Here is a 16,744-nt window from a genome sequence, read left to right as displayed (position 1 = left end):
AAAAATCCCAGCGAATTATTCACAATTTGTGCATATTAAGCTATTATGAAGGTATGAAGATCAAATTACCTGATAATGTAAAAATGATATTGGACAGGCTTCATGAGGCCGGTTTTGAAGCGTATGCGGTTGGAGGCTGTGTAAGAGACAGTATATTGGGCAGAGTTCCGGGGGACTGGGATATTACAACCAATGCGCTTCCTCAGGATACAAAAAAGTTATTTAAAAGGACCATAGACACAGGAATTGAGCATGGTACAGTCACCATCATGGTTGGAAAAGAGGGCTATGAGGTGACAACATACAGAATAGATGGAAAATATGAGGATTCCAGACATCCAAGTGAAGTGACTTTTACCAAGAACCTTACTGAGGACATGAAAAGAAGAGATTTAACTATCAATGCTATGGCATACAATGAAGAGGAAGGCATAATAGACCGCTTCGGAGGAATGGAGGATATTAAAAAAGGCCTTATTCGATGTGTTGGAAATCCAAAAGAAAGATTTTCAGAAGATGCTCTTAGGATTATGAGAGCTGTGAGATTTGCGGCACAGCTTAATTACTCCATAGAGAATGAAACCCAAGAGGCTATTTCTGAGTTGGCCCATACACTTAAAAATATCAGTGCAGAGCGAATTCAGACAGAGCTTGTAAAACTTCTTTTATCAGATCATCCGGAAAGGCTTTTGACAGCCTATGAACTTGGAATTACAAAAGTAATCCTGCCTGAATTTGACAGGTGCATGGAAACGCCGCAGAATAACCCGCATCATATGTATAGCGTGGGAGAGCATATCATGAAGTCTGTGCAGAATGTGCGTGCCGATAGAATACTCAGGCTTACAATGCTGATGCATGATATGGGAAAATCTGCTACAATAAGTATAGATGATGACGGTATTACGCATTTTAAAGGACATGCAGATGCAGGAGTATCTATCGCAAAAGATATTTTTAGAAGGCTTAAGTTTGACCGTGATACTATGGATAGGACCTGCAATCTGATAAAATACCATGACGATAGATTTCCTGCTACACCGAGAAACGTCAGAAGAGCCATGAACAGGATTGGAGATGATTTTCCACTGTTTATTGAAGTCAGATATGCGGATACACTCGCTCAGAGTGAGCTTTACAGAGAAGAAAAGCTTAAACTCATAGATGATACTTATAATATCTACAAAGAAATATTAGCAAAAAAAGAACCGATAAATATTAAGGATCTTGCTGTTAACGGAAAAGACCTTATTGAGGTGGGAGTTTCCCAGGGAAAGGCCATAGGAGCAGTACTTAAGGCAATGTTGGAAGATGTTCTCGACAATCCCGAACATAACAGCAAGGACTATTTGTTAGAGCCGGAGCGCCTAAAAAGTTTTCTTGAAGGATCAGAATAAATGAGGGGTAGATCATGAGAAACTTTGGATGTACAGTCAGAATAGGTATAGCTTTATGTATGGCAGTAGCAGTTATGATGTCTTCATCAACAAGTGTACAGTCTGTTGCTACAAATAAAGTAGCCGTATCAATGGTGGGCAAATATGATTCTGCAGATACTGCGGCAATAAGATCCATAGACACTGAAAAGAAACAGATACGTCTAAGGAATCATACGACCGGAAAGACATATACGCTTGATTATGACAATACCAGCATGATGTTTGATGCCAGAGGAACAGTTCTTTCGGCTCAGATGCTGGAAGTTGGAGAAATCGTAGACGTTACTTTTTTAAAGAGTACCAAGCACATCACTACGCTTAATGTTTCTAAAGATGCATGGGTGATGGACAGCACCAAAGATCATGAGCTTGTAAGAAATGACGGTACAGCCCGTATTAAAGATGAGATCTATAGAATAGATAACAAGACCCTTGTGATCGCAGATGGAGAACTTGCCATTGCAGAAAACATTCTTTCCACGGATAGAGTAAAGGTATCAGGAATAGGTCGTGAAATATATAGCGTTGTAGTAACCAGTGGGCATGGATATGTTAGTCTCTCTTCAGATAAAGTTGAAGAGCAAAGCCTTGTTGGCGCATGGATTGAGCTTGATAATGAGGTGATACACAAAATATCTCCTAATATGCTGCTTAGTGCACCGGAAGGACAGTACAACCTGCAGATTTTGGGAAATGGTGCCAATTACCAGTCTGAAGTAAATATATCCAGGAACCAGGAAACTGTAGTTGATACTAGTGATATAACCATAGACAAGCCCAAAGAAGGCCTTGTGACATTCGAGATAGTTCCGGAAAATGCAGAAGTTTTTGTAGATGGTCAAAAGCTTCTTACCGGGATACCTCAGACTGTTCAGTATGGGTATCACAATCTGAAGATCATGGCTGAGGGCTATATCACTCAGAACAGATACCTCAAAGTTGGCACTGCAAAGTCCATTGTAAGCATAGAACTTGAAAAAGATTCTGATAGTGAGGAAGCTTCAACCACTTCATTATCTATAAACAATGCTAATGTGAATAATACTGCGCATAACAGCACAGCCCAATCAAGTCTCGCTGTAAAAAAGGCAAATGCCAGCGAGCTTATATCAAAGAAATCTGCAGCGACCAGGGCTTCAACTGTTAGCAGTAATAGTTCCAGTGAATCTTCAAACAAGGTTATTAACGGATACTATATCTATTTCGATAAACCTGTTGATGCAGAGATTTATTTTGATGGATATTATGTGGGCGTGATTCCTACAAAAGTTCAGAAAATATCCGGCAATCATGAAGTTATACTAAAAAGAAGCGGATATGAGACAATAAGTTACAGGATCAAAATCGATAAGAGCGAAGACAACGTATCTTATGGATTTGCTGACATGGTGAAAAAGAAGGGGGACGGTAGCAGTTCTGCAAGTTCATCTGCTTCCTCTGCGAGCAGCTCAGCAGCATCCTCTGCAAGCAGTTCAGCAAGTAGTTCGGCTTCTAGCAGTAGTTCGGCTTCAAGTAGCAGTTCCGCTTCAAGCAGCAGTTCGGCTTCAAGTAGCAGTTCGGCTCCAAGCAGCAGTTCGGCTTCAAGCAGCAGTTCGGCTTCAAGCAGCAGTTCGGCTCCAAATAGTAGTTCGACTTCAAAAAGTAGTTCAGCTTCAAGTAGCTCGGCCAGCACATCAGGAAGTACATCAGGCAGTTCTTCAGGGGCAACAAGCGCTGCAACAAGTCCTGCTTCCGATAAGGGATCAGAGAGTAAGAGCACAGCTACAGGAGAAACAACAAAAGAAACCTCGACTGAAGGAACAACAAATACAACAGATGCTCAGAAAGAGCATATCGACAGTTCACAGAGTGATTCCTCAAGTACAGGTAAAACAACAAATGATTCAGAAAAAAACAGCGACGCAGCTAGTGAGGCATCAGGAGTAAATTAAATGAGACTAGATAAGTATTTAAAAGTAACAAGACTAATAAAAAGGCGCACCGTGGCAAATGAAGCCTGCGATGCCGGAAGAGTACAGATAAATGGAAAACCCGCCAAAGCATCAGTAGATGTAAAGGTCGGCGACAAAATAACAATCAACTTCGGCAACAAGGATGTTAGCGTAGAAGTGCTTGATGTTCAGGAAACAATCCATAAAGAAGATGTCACAAACCTGTATCGTTATATTTGACAGTCGATTTATTAGTGTATTAGAATGTATTTAGAGAATTTATGTGATTCCGCACTATGTGGGGGTACGATATGGCAACCAGAGCACGCTATAAGAGGCGTCGTTCTCAGAACAGAGTTGGTATTCTCTGGGCTAGTTTTGTAGTCCTTATTCTTGTGACCGTAGTTTCTATCAAGAGTATTGGACTTATGCAGAAAGCTGGCGAGTATCAGGCGAGGGAGATGGAGCTCCAGGCGCAGATTGATGCAGAGTATGCCAGAGCAGAAGAGATACAGGAGTTCGAGAGATATACACAGACGCGTAAATATATAGAAGATACAGCTAAAGACAAGCTTGGACTTGTTTATCCAGGAGAAATAATCTTTAGAAATGAAGGCAAATAATTAATTATTGAAACAGGCGCAGACATCGTTACGTAGATTCGTAAGGGGTCTGCGTTTTAATTTGAGAAAAGAATGAATAATTTTGAGAACAAAGTGCTTAACTTTATAAGAGATAACCAGATGGTAATGGCTAGAGATAAGGTAATCGTTGGTTTTTCCGGCGGCGCGGATTCGACGGCCCTTATCACAGTTCTTTTTACGTTAAAAGAGATACTGAAGATTGAAATTATCGCAGCCCATGTTAATCACGGGATTAGAGAAGAAGCAGGAGAGGATGCGGAGTTTACCCGTAGATTTTGTGAAGAGCGGGGAATCAGATATCATCTTTTAGAAGAAAATGTTCCTCAGATTGCTGCGAATAGCAGGCTATCCGAAGAGGAAGCAGGAAGAATAGTTCGTTATGACTTTTTTTCTCAATTAGTGAAAAGCGAAGGCACAGCCAAGATCGCCATAGCTCATCACCAAAACGATGCAGCGGAGACCTTTCTCCACAATATTTTCAGGGGGAGCGGACTTCGCGGCGGTGGAGGAATAAGGCCTGTCAGAGATAACATAATAAGGCCTTTGCTGTGTGTGACAAGAGATGAAATCGAGTATTACCTTAAGGAAAAAGAGATTTCTTTTTGCACAGATGCCACAAATCTTGAAAATATCCACACAAGAAATAAACTTAGAAATAAAGTCATTCCTTATGTGGAAAAAGAAATTAATAGATCAGCAGTTGAGCACATTTACAGGGCGACAAAAGATTTTGCCATGGCTGAGGACTATATCAGAGACCAGGCCAAAAAAGTATTTAATAATATATCTGAAAAAGACAATAGAGAAATAGTGCTTGATCTAAAAAAACTGGATATTGAGCCAGAGATACTTAAAAGGTACGTTATTCTTAAATGCTTTGAGGAGCTCACTCCAAACAGAAAGGATATAACAGCAAGGCATGTGGATGCACTGCTTACACTTATTTCAGAGACTGATGGATCAGCAAGCCTTGATCTGCCATACAATATCAGGGCAGTCAGAAGTTACGATAAGCTAATCCTTTTGGAAAATATTGAAAATTGTGATGGCTGTAATTTGGATGATCAGCTAGTTATAGAGAAACTTGAACTTGGCGATGAAACAAAGCTAAACATTCCTCGATTTGGTGTCGCAACAATTGACATAATGTCGTATAATGGAAAAACATCTATTCCGAGTGATACATATACTAAATGGTTTGATTGTGATAGAATACAAGAAGCTATTTTTAGGCACAGGAAGCCGGATGATTATATCTGTATAGAGCAGAATGGCGCTATCAGGAAAAAGAAATTATCCAAGTTCATGACAGATGAAAAAATACCTGCAATAGAAAGAGATAATATATGGATTCTGGCGGATGGAGACCATTGCATATGGATCCCCGGATATAGAATAAGTTGTTCCTATAAGATTAGTGACAAAACAAAAAAAATACTAGCTATAGCTATAAATAATGGAGGTAATTAAAGTGGCTGAGTCAGTTCGCGTACTGCTTACAGAAGAAGAGGTAGACAAGCGTATTAAGGAGCTTGGAGAGGCAATCAGTAGAGATTATCAGGGACAGACAGTTCATCTTGTCTGCGTTTTAAAAGGTGGTGTATTCTTTATGTGTGAGCTTGCAAAGAGAATTACAGTGCCTGTTACAATGGACTTCATGTCAGCTTCAAGTTATGGAAGCTCAACAAAGTCAAGCGGCGTTGTTAAGATTGTGAAGGACCTTGATGAGCCACTTAAGGACAGACACGTTCTTATTGTTGAGGACATTGTTGATTCAGGAAGAACACTTTCTTATCTAATAAAGATGCTTGGCGACAGAGAGCCGGCAAGCATTAAGCTTTGCACACTTCTTGATAAGCCAGAGCGCAGAGTTACTGATGTTAAGGTTGATTACACAGGTTTTGAGATTCCTGATGAGTTTGTAGTTGGTTATGGCCTTGACTATGATCAGAGATATAGAAACCTGCCATACATCGGAGTGGTTGAGTTTAATTAACTTCTAAAAGGGGGAATTCAGAAGTTGAATCGCACAAAGGGTTATAATTCTATTTTTGCTATTGTAATAGTTTTACTGATAATGATAGTGTTTGTTGAGTATGCGAAGGGATTCATGTCATCAGATACCGGAGCATATTCAAGAACACAGTTAGAGGAAGACATACAGGCAGGAACAGTCAGAAGAGTAGTCATTATGCCTAACACAGAGACACCGACAGGTGCCATCCGTGTTAGCTTTAATGGCGGACTTGACGACGTTACTTTTTATTCTACGGATGTGACAGCTGTTGAAACGCTGGTTGCAGATAATGGCATAAGCTATGAAGTCAAAGATGTGCCGTCTGAAAATGTCCTTATTACCGGAATTATTCCAGTTGTTGTAGGACTGGTTCTAATGGTCTTTATATTCTCAATGTTTACCAATATGCAGGCTTCCGGCTCTGGAAACAACAGAATGATGAATTTTGGAAAGAGTCGTGCCAAGCTTCAGAGTGCTGATGACAACAAGATAAAACTTGATGATGTTGCCGGCCTTAAAGAGGAAAAAGAACAGCTTACAGAAATCATTGAATTCTTAAAGGAGCCCGGAAAATTCACACAGGTCGGGGCAAGAATCCCTAAAGGTGTTCTTCTTGAAGGTGCACCCGGTACAGGTAAGACTCTTCTTGCAAGAGCAGTAGCCGGTGAAGCAGGAGTCCCATTCTTTACAATTTCAGGTTCAGATTTCGTTGAGATGTTCGTTGGTGTAGGTGCTTCAAGAGTAAGAGATCTTTTTGCAGAAGCAAAAAAGAATGCTCCGTGCATAATCTTTATCGATGAAATAGATGCTGTGGCCAGAAGACGAGGAACAGGAATGGGTGGTGGCCACGATGAAAGAGAGCAGACACTTAACCAAATGCTGGTAGAGATGGATGGCTTTGGAGTAAATGAAGGAATTATTGTAATGGCTGCCACCAACAGAGTAGATATACTTGATCCGGCAATTATGAGACCAGGTCGTTTTGATAGAAAGATCACTGTTACAAGACCTGATATCGGTGAGAGGGAAGCTATTCTTAAAGTACATGCCAAGAATAAGCCTCTTTCTGATGATGTAAACCTTAAGCAGGTAGCACAGACAACAGCAGGATTCACAGGAGCTGATCTTGAAAACCTCTTGAATGAGTCTGCTATAAAGGCTGCTACAGAAAACCGACAGTTCATAAATCAGGCTGATATAAATTCATCATTTACAAAAGTAGGAATCGGAACAGAAAAGCGTAGTAAGATCATTTCAGAAAAAGAAAAGAAGATTACTGCATATCACGAGACAGGACATGCAATTCTTTTCCATGTTCTTCCTGATGTGGGACCTGTTCATACAATTTCAATCATCCCTACTGGACTTGGGGCAGCAGGGTATACAATGCCTCTTCCGGAAAATGATGATATGTTCCTTTCTAAAAAGAAAATGCTTCAGGATATTATGGTTTCTCTTGGTGGAAGAATTGCTGAGGAAATCATATTTGGAGATATTACAACAGGTGCTTCAAGTGACATCAGGAAAGCAACACAGGAAGCAAGAAGCATGGTTACCAAGTATGGTATGTCAAGCAATATCGGCGTAATTAACTATGATGAGAACGAGGAAGACGTATTCATTGGATATGATATTTCTCACAAGAAAAATCACAGTGAACTTGTTGCCGGTGAGATTGATAAAGAAGTAAAGGCTATAATCGATAAGTGCTATGCAAAGGCTAAAGAGATAATCCTTCAGTATGAGGATGTATTACATCAAAGTTCAGCACTGCTTATCGAGAAAGAGAAGATTGGAAGAGAAGAGTTTGAGGCTTTATTTGAAGGCAAGACACTTCCGGGAAACATTGAGTTGGAAATTTGATTATACAAAATGCACAAAAACCAAGAGCTGTTTTTAGTATATTTGTGGAGTATTGGTCTTTACGCTAATGGGTGTGGGTGTTAGTATAATACGCGTAACCCCCCAATACATTATATAGTTTTTTGCTATACCCCATAAGAAAGAAATACCTTCTCTAAAAAAGACAGCTACCCGCTGTCTTTTTTGCATTAATAACAAAGTTAGGACTGCCTATGAACAAAAAACTATTATTCCATGATATGACAATGGACTATTTAAGGCCGGCTGAGCCTGATAAGAATAGAATAACTGACTTTAGATTCAGATGTGGTAAAGGAGAGGTTGCAGATATCTTTATCATATGGAACAACGAAAAGCGTGCCATGAAGTATGCGGAGTCAGAAGGGAATTTTGATTATTACGATATTTCTTTTAGTGTCGGTGAAAAACCAGCCACTTATTATTTTGAAATATATGGCAAAGATGGGACAAAGATTTTTTTTGATAAAAGAGGAGCAGTAAGTCAGATTAAAGAGAGTATGCTCTTTAAAATATTCCCGGGCTTTTCCACACCGGCATGGGCAAAAGGTGCAGTTATGTACCAGATATTTGTTGAAAGATTTTGTAACGGTGATACCAGTAATGATGTTCTTTCAGGAGAGTATATTTACAATGGAAGCAGATCAGTACAGGTAAAAGACTGGGAAAAATACCCTGATCCCAAAATAGACTATGCAGAGTTTTATGGTGGTGATCTTCAGGGAGTTATGAACAAGCTTGATTACCTGAAAGATTTGGGAATTGAAGTAATTTATTTCAATCCTTTGTTTGTATCCCCTTCATGTCACAAATATGATACTCAGGACTATGATCATATTGATCCCCATTTTGGAAAGATCGTGGATGATGGTGGAAATCTCCTTGATGAAAACGAGCATGAGAATGTTCATGCGAGTAAATATATAAAGAGAGTGACAAGTAAAAGGAACCTTGAAGAGAGCGATATGCTCTTTGCTAAACTGGTGAGTGAAGCTCACCAAAGAGGCATAAGAGTTATTTTGGATGGTGTTTTTAACCACTGTGGTTCATTTAACAAGTGGATGGATAAAGACAGAATCTATGAAGGCAGTAGTGAATATAATTGCGGCGCATATATTTCTGAGAACAGCCCGTATCATGACTACTTTTCTTTTACCGGTGGAAAGTGGCCATACAACAATAATTATGACGGCTGGTGGGGATATGATACCCTTCCCAAGTTGAATTATGAAGGATCCAAGGCCCTTGAGGAATATATCCTTGGTATTGCCAGAAAATGGGTTTCTGAGCCATATAATGCAGATGGATGGAGACTTGATGTGGCAGCTGATATTGGTCATTCACCGGAATATAATCATCATTTCTTTAAGAGATTTCGAGAGGAAGTTAAAAAGGCCAATCCCGAAGCTATAATTCTGGCAGAGCACTATGGAAAAGCCAAGGATTGGCTACAGGGCGATGAATGGGATACAGTTATGAATTACGATGCCTTCATGGAGCCATTAACCTGGTTTTTGACAGGCATGGAGAAACATAGCGACGAGTTTAGACCTTTAAAATATGGTAATTCCAGAGAGTTCTTCGACACCATGCTTTATGAAGGCGGAGAAAACTTTAGTATGCCGTCACTTTATACAGCCATGAATGAACTGTCAAATCATGATCATTCAAGGTTTTTGACAAGGACAAGTCAAAAAGTTGGCAGATGTGACACTCTTATGTCATCTTCTGCAGAAACAGGCATAAAAAAACCTGTGATGAGAGAGGCTGTAATGGTTCAGATGACCTGGCCGGGAGCACCTACAATTTATTATGGCGACGAAGCGGGAGTCTGCGGATTTACTGACCCTGATAACAGAAGAACATATCCTTGGGGAAAAGAGGATATGGATATGATACGTTTCCACAAGGAAATGATCAGGATCCATAAGGAATGCAGTGAGTTAAAAACAGGTTCTGTAATGGAGCTGCTTGCGGATAATAATATTATTTCTTTTGCCCGTTTTAACAGAGAAGCAGCAACTATAGTTTTTATTAACAACAATGAATTTGAAGTTACCAAGGATATCGATGTGAGTGCTTTGGGAATTCCAAACGATGCATCTTTAAATCAGCTCATCTTAAGCGATGGAAGCGGATTCAGAACTGATATTGGCGGAATCAGAGTAAAAAATAATATTCTTACAATTACACTTTCAAGATTGTCCGGACTTGTGTTACGCTATGACAGCCACGCACCTATCAGCACAGAAGAATTCTGGGCAGACAACACACTTGATTTCGGGTGATTGTGAACTATTTAACTTTATTTTTTAAAATAACGAGTATATAATGATAGTAACCATCAATTACTACATATACAAAGGGAGAAAAACAAAATGTTAGTATCCGCAAAAGACATGCTTGTAAAAGCAAAAGAAGGTCACTATGCAGTTGGCCAGTTTAACATCAACAACCTGGAGTGGACAAAGTCAGTTCTTTTAACAGCTGAAGAACTGAAGTCTCCTGTAATCCTTGGTGTATCTGAGGGTGCTGGTAAATACATGACAGGTTTTGAGACAGTTGCAGCTATGGTTAAGGCTATGGATAAGAGTCTTGGAATCACAGTTCCAGTTGCACTTCACCTTGATCATGGTACTTACGATGGATGCTATAAGTGCATTAAAGCCGGCTTCACATCAATCATGTTTGACGGCTCACACTATAACATCGAAGAGAACGTTGCTAAGACATCAGAGCTCGTAAACGTTTCTCATCAGCTTGGTCTTTCTATCGAAGCAGAAGTTGGTTCAATCGGTGGAGAAGAAGATGGAGTTGTAGGTATGGGCGAGTGCGCTGATCCAGATGAGTGCAAGAGAATCGCAGATCTTGGCGTAGATATGCTTGCAGCTGGTATCGGTAACATTCACGGTAAATATCCAGAAGGATGGCCAGGACTCAGATTTGACGTTCTTGATGCTATTCAGCAGAAGACAGGTGTTATGCCTCTCGTTCTTCATGGCGGTACAGGAATTCCTGCAGACATGATTAAGAAGGCTATTACACTTGGTGTATCAAAGATTAACGTAAATACAGAGTGCCAGCTTTCATTTGCTGATGCAACACGTAAGTATATTGAAGCAGGTAAGGATCTTGAAGGTAAGGGATTTGACCCTCGTAAGCTTCTTGCTCCTGGTGCTGAAGCTATCAAGGCTACAGTTAAGGAAAAGATGGAGCTCTTCGGATCAGTTGGAAAGGCTTGATAATAGTACTATTAAAAAGCGGAGCCCTTTGGCTTCGCTTTTTTCTTACAATAAATCACCAGATCAGGGGGATATATTAAAATGCATAACGAATTGACCAAAAAAGATATAGAGGATATGGAGGCAGAGATCGAACATCGCAAAGTCGTTGTGAGAAAAGAGCTGCTTGAACATGTAAAAGAGGCAAGAGCTCAGGGAGATCTTTCTGAGAACTTTGAGTATTACGCAGCTAAAAAAGCCAAGAACCAGAATGAAAGTCGTATAAGATTTTTGGAAAGAATGATTAAGACTGCGACAGTAATTGACGATAATACTAAATATGACCAAGTTGGAATGAACAAAACGGTTGTAGTAAAAATTGACGATGATGGTTCCGAGGAAACGTACAAAATTGTTACAACAATGCGTCAGAATTCTTTAAAAGGACTTATCAGTGTTGAGTCCCCACTTGGAAAACAATTACTTGGACATAAAGTAGGAGACCATGTTACTATTAAAGTAAGCGATGATTATAGTTACGGTGTAACGATAATTAATATCGAAAATACTGGACTGACAGACGAGGATAGAATTAGGGACTTTTAAAGGAGGACCATATGGGCGAATTACACGTATTTCAACCAGTTAATCCAAATGATCTCGAAACAGGGCCATACAAATTTGTAGGCGACAAGATTCTCATCACGGCTGCTGATGGCAGTAAGGTCAACACTATGTGCGCAGCCTGGGGTGGAGTAGGTTATATCTGGGACAAAAGAGTAACCTTTATATTTGCCAGAAAAGGCAGATACACCAGTGAGATCATCAATGCTTCCGGTGAGTATTCAATCAGTTTCATGAATCAGGAGAAATATCGTGGAACGCTCAAATATCTGTCTATGGTATCAGGCAGGGATGAGGACAAGATTACCAATTCCAGACTCAATATTAATTACCATGATGGAGTTCCTTTTATTGATGAAGCAAGAGAAATAATTATCTGTAAAGTTCTTTATCAGAGGGAATTTGATGAAGATGCCTTGATAGATGACTCCATAAAAGAACAATTTTATTCTAATGGAGATTATCACATTCTTTTTATTGGTGAAGTGAAGACTATTTTACTCAGATAAAACTAACGACTGATGCATATCATATTTTATGAGGGAAATATGGGCGGCGAAAAGCTGAAAAAAACCTTAGTTAGTGTAGTTTTAGATATGGCGCTTATGGCAAGCGCCTTATTAGGCTGCGGTGTACAAAATCCACAGCCTGATCAAATTGAGACTGTAGCAGAAAACGATACAGAAAAAAGGACTGATAGTAATCTAGAAACAATCAGGGTTGCGACCTGGTATGACAGTTCTTATACAGCTAATCTCAGGGCGTATCTTGCCCGCAGGTTTCCAAATTATAAAATTGAATTTGTCTATATAGATAAAGCGCATTATGAGCCAATAATAGATGCTGAGTTCACATTTAACGGCGCACCTGACATTATCTATGTGGATCAGGTAATGGCAAAGAAAAATGCCAGAAATGGGAATATTATTCCATTGACAGAGTACTGCAGTAATTTCGAGGCGGAGAGCCTTGAGGCCTTTTGGTATGACAAGGATACATATGCAGTGCCAAGTACGACATGCTTTGAGTGTATATATCTGAATCAAGGGATATTCGATAAATTTGGAATAAAAGAGCCACATAATAATGAAGAGTTCATTGCAATGTGTGATTTTATCAGAAAGGCCAAGAGGATGAAGCCGCTTTCTGCTGGGATGATGGATTATGAGGCAGTATCCAGCAGCGCACAATCGATACTGCAGGTTAATTTTTTTGGAACTGAGTATGGCAGTGAATTTGGAGCAAGATTGAGAAGTGGCAGATCTATTTTTCATAATGATCTGAATGAATACCTCTCTGATTGGGAGATGCTCTTAAAACATCAGATATTTACAGCAGATATGTACACTATGGATAAGCAGGCGGCCATAGAGGAATTTGTAGCAGAAAAAAGCCTTATGCTTATAGGAGGACCGGAAGATTACAACAGAATACGAGTGGCAAATCCTCAAATGGAGCTAGGAACACTTCCTACAGGATGGGGAAGATATGGTCCGATAATGATTGGCGGATGTAATTGCGGTTTTGCTGTTAACGCAAACAGTAAAAACCTTGATACAGCAAAAGAAGTAGTTGTGTCACTTACAAATAACGAAGGGCAGTTTGCAATCTGGAAAGACCGAGTAGGCAGCAGAAGCTATTTGAAAAAAACATATTTTGATAACCCTGTAGCCTTTGAAGGAATAGAAGAAGTTTTTGCAAAGAATCAATTATACATGCCTGTGCTTCAATGGGGGGATTCAGGCTCTGACATTAACATGATTTTTGGAAAAGAATTACAGCAGGTTCTGAGGGGGAAGGAACCAATTAACATGGCGCTAATGCAAGTGGATATCAAGGTCAACAATATGTATGATAAGTAACCACGTTTAATCTGAGGGCGAGATATGGTTGAGAACAAGAGAAAACTGAATTTCCATAGTTTTAAATTACAACTGCGATTAACATTTATAGTGCTTATTGTAATACCGGTTATTTTTCTGGGAGTATATTCCTACTTTATTGCCAAAAAGAACCTCATAGAGCAGACAAAGGTGGCAATGCATGGCAGTGCCAATGTCATAGCCTATGGTATTGAGAATAATGCCAAAAGAGAAAATGATGTTATAAAGTTCTTTTCGTATGAAGAAAATTTCAGAAGTGTGCTTGAGCATGGTAAAGATGACCCGTTTTCTTTAACAGAGGAACTTACTGAAAAAATAGAGCCGCTTATCTGGTATTACATTGGAAGCGATATGAGTATTGAATCAATACACTTCTATTCAGACCTTATTGGGCAGAATCATATTGGAGAGTTTTTGAGTAAACCTAAGGATGAAATGGAAGAAAGGTGGTACCAACTGTGTCGAAATGATTATGGGGCGCAGTGGGTGGCAGAGGAGGATGGAGGGACATACATCATCAAAGCCCTTCTGGATGTGAGTACATCTTCTAAAGTGATTGGTATTGTAGTACTAAAGGTAAATAATGAATTTTTCTTTTCTATTACAAAGCAGTCCAGCTATCTGAACAACGGAATTATTATAAGTGATGAAAACGGCTCCATAATAACGGAAAAAGAAATAGCTGATTCAAATTTAAATGAACAGATAAAGAAAACAATATTCAGTGGAAACATTGATGGAGAAAGCGAATCATTTATTACCACGGATGACTATTTTCTTATGGCTTCTGGCAAGATGTCAAATGGATGGCGGCTCTTTTACTATGTCGATAGGAGCGAAATTGTAGTTGAAGTTATGTCCATACTATCATCAGTCATGCTGATTGCCGGAGTTATCTTTATTATTGCATTTCTTATTGCCACTATCATATCCAACAGGATGAGTAGTAGAGTAAGTAAGCTTAATAACGCCGCTCATCAGATAAGAAATGGAAATTTTGATATTGAGATACATGACGATGGAAAGGATGAGATAGCAGATCTTTCAAGTTCCATGGAAAACATGGCAGCCAAGCTGAAATACATGGTTGATGAGATCAATCAGAGAAATCAGGAAGATCTTCTTGTAAAAGAGAGCGACATTCATTACAGAGAATGGCTTTTTGATTTTGTGGTTGAAAAAAATAATGACATTCTCGCCGTTGTAAATGAGGATGATTACTCATGCAATTTTCTTACATCCAATGCAGAATCAATTCTTGGAATATCCATGGAAGACATGCAGAAGGACATTAGAGTCCTTACGAAAGCGCAGAGAGAGGGTAGCGAGGAAAGATTAAAAGACATTATTGAGGATTGCAATAATAAAGGCGATGCGAGGAACATTGATGAGATAAGGTTTGAGAATGTTAAGACGGGTGAGCACTTGTACTATCGTGGCGTGGTTATCTGTACAATTGATGATGGTGGAAAAAGAATGGCCATTGCCCTGTATGACATAACACAGGAGATCAGAAGAAATCATCAGCTTCAGGAAGCTCTTAATGCTGCAGAAACAGCCAATAAGGCAAAGACAAGTTTCTTGGCTAATATGTCCCATGATTTCAGAACACCTATGAATGCCATCACCGGTTTTAACCTGCTTATTGATAAACACGCAGAAGAACCTGATAAGGTAAAAGAATATACGCATAAGATAAGTCTGGCATCTCAGAATCTTCTTTCTCTTCTTAATGACGTTCTTGATATGAGTAAGATCGAGAGCGGAAAGACCACTCTTGATATAAAGGAAGTAGCTATAGGCCTTCTTTTGGAAGAAATCAATTCTGTTATAAGCTTCCAGGCCAAGGCCAAGAATCAGGAGTACATAGTAAGAATCGAGGAGATGGAACATGACACATTCATGGGTGATAAACAAAGAATAAACGAAATCCTCATGAATATTCTGGGTAATGCTATTAAATACACCCCTGAGGGTGGAAAAATCGAGTTCCTTATAAATGAGTCACCCTCTTCATCTGAAGGTTTCCAAAATGTCAGATTTACCATAAAAGATAATGGCATAGGAATGAAGCCTGAATACAAAGACAAAATATTTGATGCTTTCACACGAGAAGACAAGGGGGCAACCAAGGGAATCCAGGGAACAGGACTTGGAATGGCAATTACAAAGAGCCTTGTTGAACTTATGGGTGGCACGATCCGCGTTGAAAGTGAAGAAGGCAAGGGAAGTACATTTATAGTCAACTTAAGGCTTAAAGCTGTAGACGAAAAGGATGTTGGCTTCTGGAAAGCTCATGGAATCAGTTGTGCAATGCTTGTTGCGGAAAAACCTGAAAGCTATGAGCAGATCAGAACAGCTCTGGAGGCAGATGATCTGGAAATGATGGAGTCAAAGACCGGTTTTGAAGCGATTCATGCTATTGAAAACTGTAACAGCGCAGGGAAACTGATCGATCTGATCCTCATCGACAATGAAGTAGAAGCTATGTCTGCCGCAGAAATCGTGAAGATGGTAAGGTCAAAAGACAGAAGAAATAACAGTCTTGTGCTTGTTATGGCGGATTCTTATGAGGATGTGGAAGATGAGCTAAAGAAAGCAGGAGCTAATGACATTCTGCCCAAGCCTGTATTTATCTCAACTCTCAAACAGACTGTTGAGGATATGACAGCGAGAGCTTCGGCAAAAGATACAAAGGAGGAAAAGAATCCTCTTGAGGGAATGAAGTTCCTGGCAGCGGAGGATAATGATATTAATGCAGATATCCTCACAGAGCTTATGAGCATGGAGGGCGCAACTGTGACAAGGGGCGTTAATGGACAGGAGGTAGTTGAGATGTTCAAGGAGGCAAAAGAGGGTGATTATGACATGATCCTTATGGACATCCAGATGCCAGTTATGAACGGTTATGAGGCAGCTGCAGCTATAAGGGCAATTCCAACTGACTGGGCGCAGAGGATACCAATCATCGCCATGACAGCCAATGCCTATGCCGATGACGTACAGCAGGCCTTTGATGCAGGTATGAATGCTCATGTTTCCAAACCTATTGATATCAAAGTTGTAGAACGGACTATTTTGGAATTTAAAAAATAATAAATGTC

General features: G+C 39.7%; 13 protein-coding genes. All 13 read left to right on the top strand.

The features are described from left to right. Nucleotides 1-53 precede the first annotated feature (53 nt). Nucleotides 54-1,397, top strand: a complete 1,344-nt coding sequence (locus BM146_RS07820; protein ID WP_074886886.1) for a CCA tRNA nucleotidyltransferase — start codon at nucleotides 54-56, stop codon at nucleotides 1,395-1,397. A gap of 14 nt (nucleotides 1,398-1,411) precedes the next feature. Then, the gene (locus BM146_RS07815; RefSeq protein WP_074886882.1) at nucleotides 1,412-3,370 is read left to right on the top strand and encodes a PEGA domain-containing protein; all 1,959 of its coding nucleotides are present in this window, start codon (nucleotides 1,412-1,414) and stop codon (nucleotides 3,368-3,370) included. Next, nucleotides 3,371-3,610, top strand: a complete 240-nt coding sequence (locus tag BM146_RS07810; RefSeq protein ID WP_022772257.1) for an RNA-binding S4 domain-containing protein — start codon at nucleotides 3,371-3,373, stop codon at nucleotides 3,608-3,610. A 71-nt stretch (nucleotides 3,611-3,681) separates the two neighbouring features. After that, complete coding sequence (locus tag BM146_RS07805; RefSeq protein WP_083413454.1) at nucleotides 3,682-3,993, top strand: FtsB family cell division protein; 312 nt, start codon at nucleotides 3,682-3,684, stop codon at nucleotides 3,991-3,993. A gap of 72 nt (nucleotides 3,994-4,065) precedes the next feature. After that, a complete protein-coding gene (gene tilS, locus BM146_RS07800) occupies nucleotides 4,066-5,484 on the top strand; it encodes a tRNA lysidine(34) synthetase TilS (RefSeq protein ID WP_074886876.1) in 1,419 nt (472 codons plus the stop codon). Nucleotide 5,485: 1 nt separating this feature from the next. After that, nucleotides 5,486-6,010, top strand: a complete 525-nt coding sequence (hpt, locus tag BM146_RS07795; protein ID WP_074886873.1) for a hypoxanthine phosphoribosyltransferase — start codon at nucleotides 5,486-5,488, stop codon at nucleotides 6,008-6,010. Between the two features lie 24 nt (nucleotides 6,011-6,034). After that, nucleotides 6,035-7,894 carry an ATP-dependent zinc metalloprotease FtsH gene (gene ftsH / locus BM146_RS07790; protein WP_074886872.1) on the top strand — a complete coding sequence of 620 codons (1,860 nt, stop codon included), beginning with the start codon at nucleotides 6,035-6,037 and terminating at the stop codon, nucleotides 7,892-7,894. Nucleotides 7,895-8,106: 212 nt separating this feature from the next. Beyond that, nucleotides 8,107-10,200 carry an alpha-glycosidase gene (locus BM146_RS07785; protein WP_074886868.1) on the top strand — a complete coding sequence of 698 codons (2,094 nt, stop codon included), beginning with the start codon at nucleotides 8,107-8,109 and terminating at the stop codon, nucleotides 10,198-10,200. 90 nt (nucleotides 10,201-10,290) lie between these two features. Further along, nucleotides 10,291-11,154 carry a class II fructose-1,6-bisphosphate aldolase gene (fba, locus tag BM146_RS07780; RefSeq protein WP_074886865.1) on the top strand — a complete coding sequence of 288 codons (864 nt, stop codon included), beginning with the start codon at nucleotides 10,291-10,293 and terminating at the stop codon, nucleotides 11,152-11,154. A gap of 81 nt (nucleotides 11,155-11,235) precedes the next feature. Beyond that, nucleotides 11,236-11,739, top strand: a complete 504-nt coding sequence (greA, locus tag BM146_RS07775; protein WP_074886861.1) for a transcription elongation factor GreA — start codon at nucleotides 11,236-11,238, stop codon at nucleotides 11,737-11,739. Nucleotides 11,740-11,750: 11 nt separating this feature from the next. Then, a complete protein-coding gene (locus BM146_RS07770; RefSeq protein WP_074886858.1) occupies nucleotides 11,751-12,266 on the top strand; it encodes a flavin reductase family protein in 516 nt (171 codons plus the stop codon). Nucleotides 12,267-12,305: 39 nt separating this feature from the next. Next, complete coding sequence (locus tag BM146_RS07765) at nucleotides 12,306-13,619, top strand: ABC transporter substrate-binding protein (RefSeq protein ID WP_074886855.1); 1,314 nt, start codon at nucleotides 12,306-12,308, stop codon at nucleotides 13,617-13,619. A 24-nt stretch (nucleotides 13,620-13,643) separates the two neighbouring features. Continuing rightward, nucleotides 13,644-16,736, top strand: a complete 3,093-nt coding sequence (locus BM146_RS07760; protein ID WP_074886852.1) for a response regulator — start codon at nucleotides 13,644-13,646, stop codon at nucleotides 16,734-16,736. Nucleotides 16,737-16,744 lie beyond the last annotated feature (8 nt).

Origin of the sequence: Butyrivibrio proteoclasticus, assembly GCF_900115735.1 — a bacterium.
GTDB lineage: Bacteria > Bacillota > Clostridia > Lachnospirales > Lachnospiraceae > Butyrivibrio > Butyrivibrio proteoclasticus_B.
This window is presented reverse-complemented; position numbering and strand designations above follow the sequence as displayed.

Coding starts and splice junctions, on each gene's coding strand:
- BM146_RS07820 (WP_074886886.1), top strand. CDS start 54: ATGAAGATCAAATTACCTGATAATGTAAAAATGATATTGGACAGGCTT.
- BM146_RS07815 (WP_074886882.1), top strand. CDS start 1,412: ATGAGAAACTTTGGATGTACAGTCAGAATAGGTATAGCTTTATGTATG.
- BM146_RS07810 (WP_022772257.1), top strand. CDS start 3,371: ATGAGACTAGATAAGTATTTAAAAGTAACAAGACTAATAAAAAGGCGC.
- BM146_RS07805 (WP_083413454.1), top strand. CDS start 3,682: ATGGCAACCAGAGCACGCTATAAGAGGCGTCGTTCTCAGAACAGAGTT.
- tilS (WP_074886876.1), top strand. CDS start 4,066: ATGAATAATTTTGAGAACAAAGTGCTTAACTTTATAAGAGATAACCAG.
- BM146_RS07785 (WP_074886868.1), top strand. CDS start 8,107: ATGAACAAAAAACTATTATTCCATGATATGACAATGGACTATTTAAGG.
- fba (WP_074886865.1), top strand. CDS start 10,291: ATGTTAGTATCCGCAAAAGACATGCTTGTAAAAGCAAAAGAAGGTCAC.
- greA (WP_074886861.1), top strand. CDS start 11,236: ATGCATAACGAATTGACCAAAAAAGATATAGAGGATATGGAGGCAGAG.
- BM146_RS07770 (WP_074886858.1), top strand. CDS start 11,751: ATGGGCGAATTACACGTATTTCAACCAGTTAATCCAAATGATCTCGAA.
- BM146_RS07765 (WP_074886855.1), top strand. CDS start 12,306: ATGGGCGGCGAAAAGCTGAAAAAAACCTTAGTTAGTGTAGTTTTAGAT.
- BM146_RS07760 (WP_074886852.1), top strand. CDS start 13,644: ATGGTTGAGAACAAGAGAAAACTGAATTTCCATAGTTTTAAATTACAA.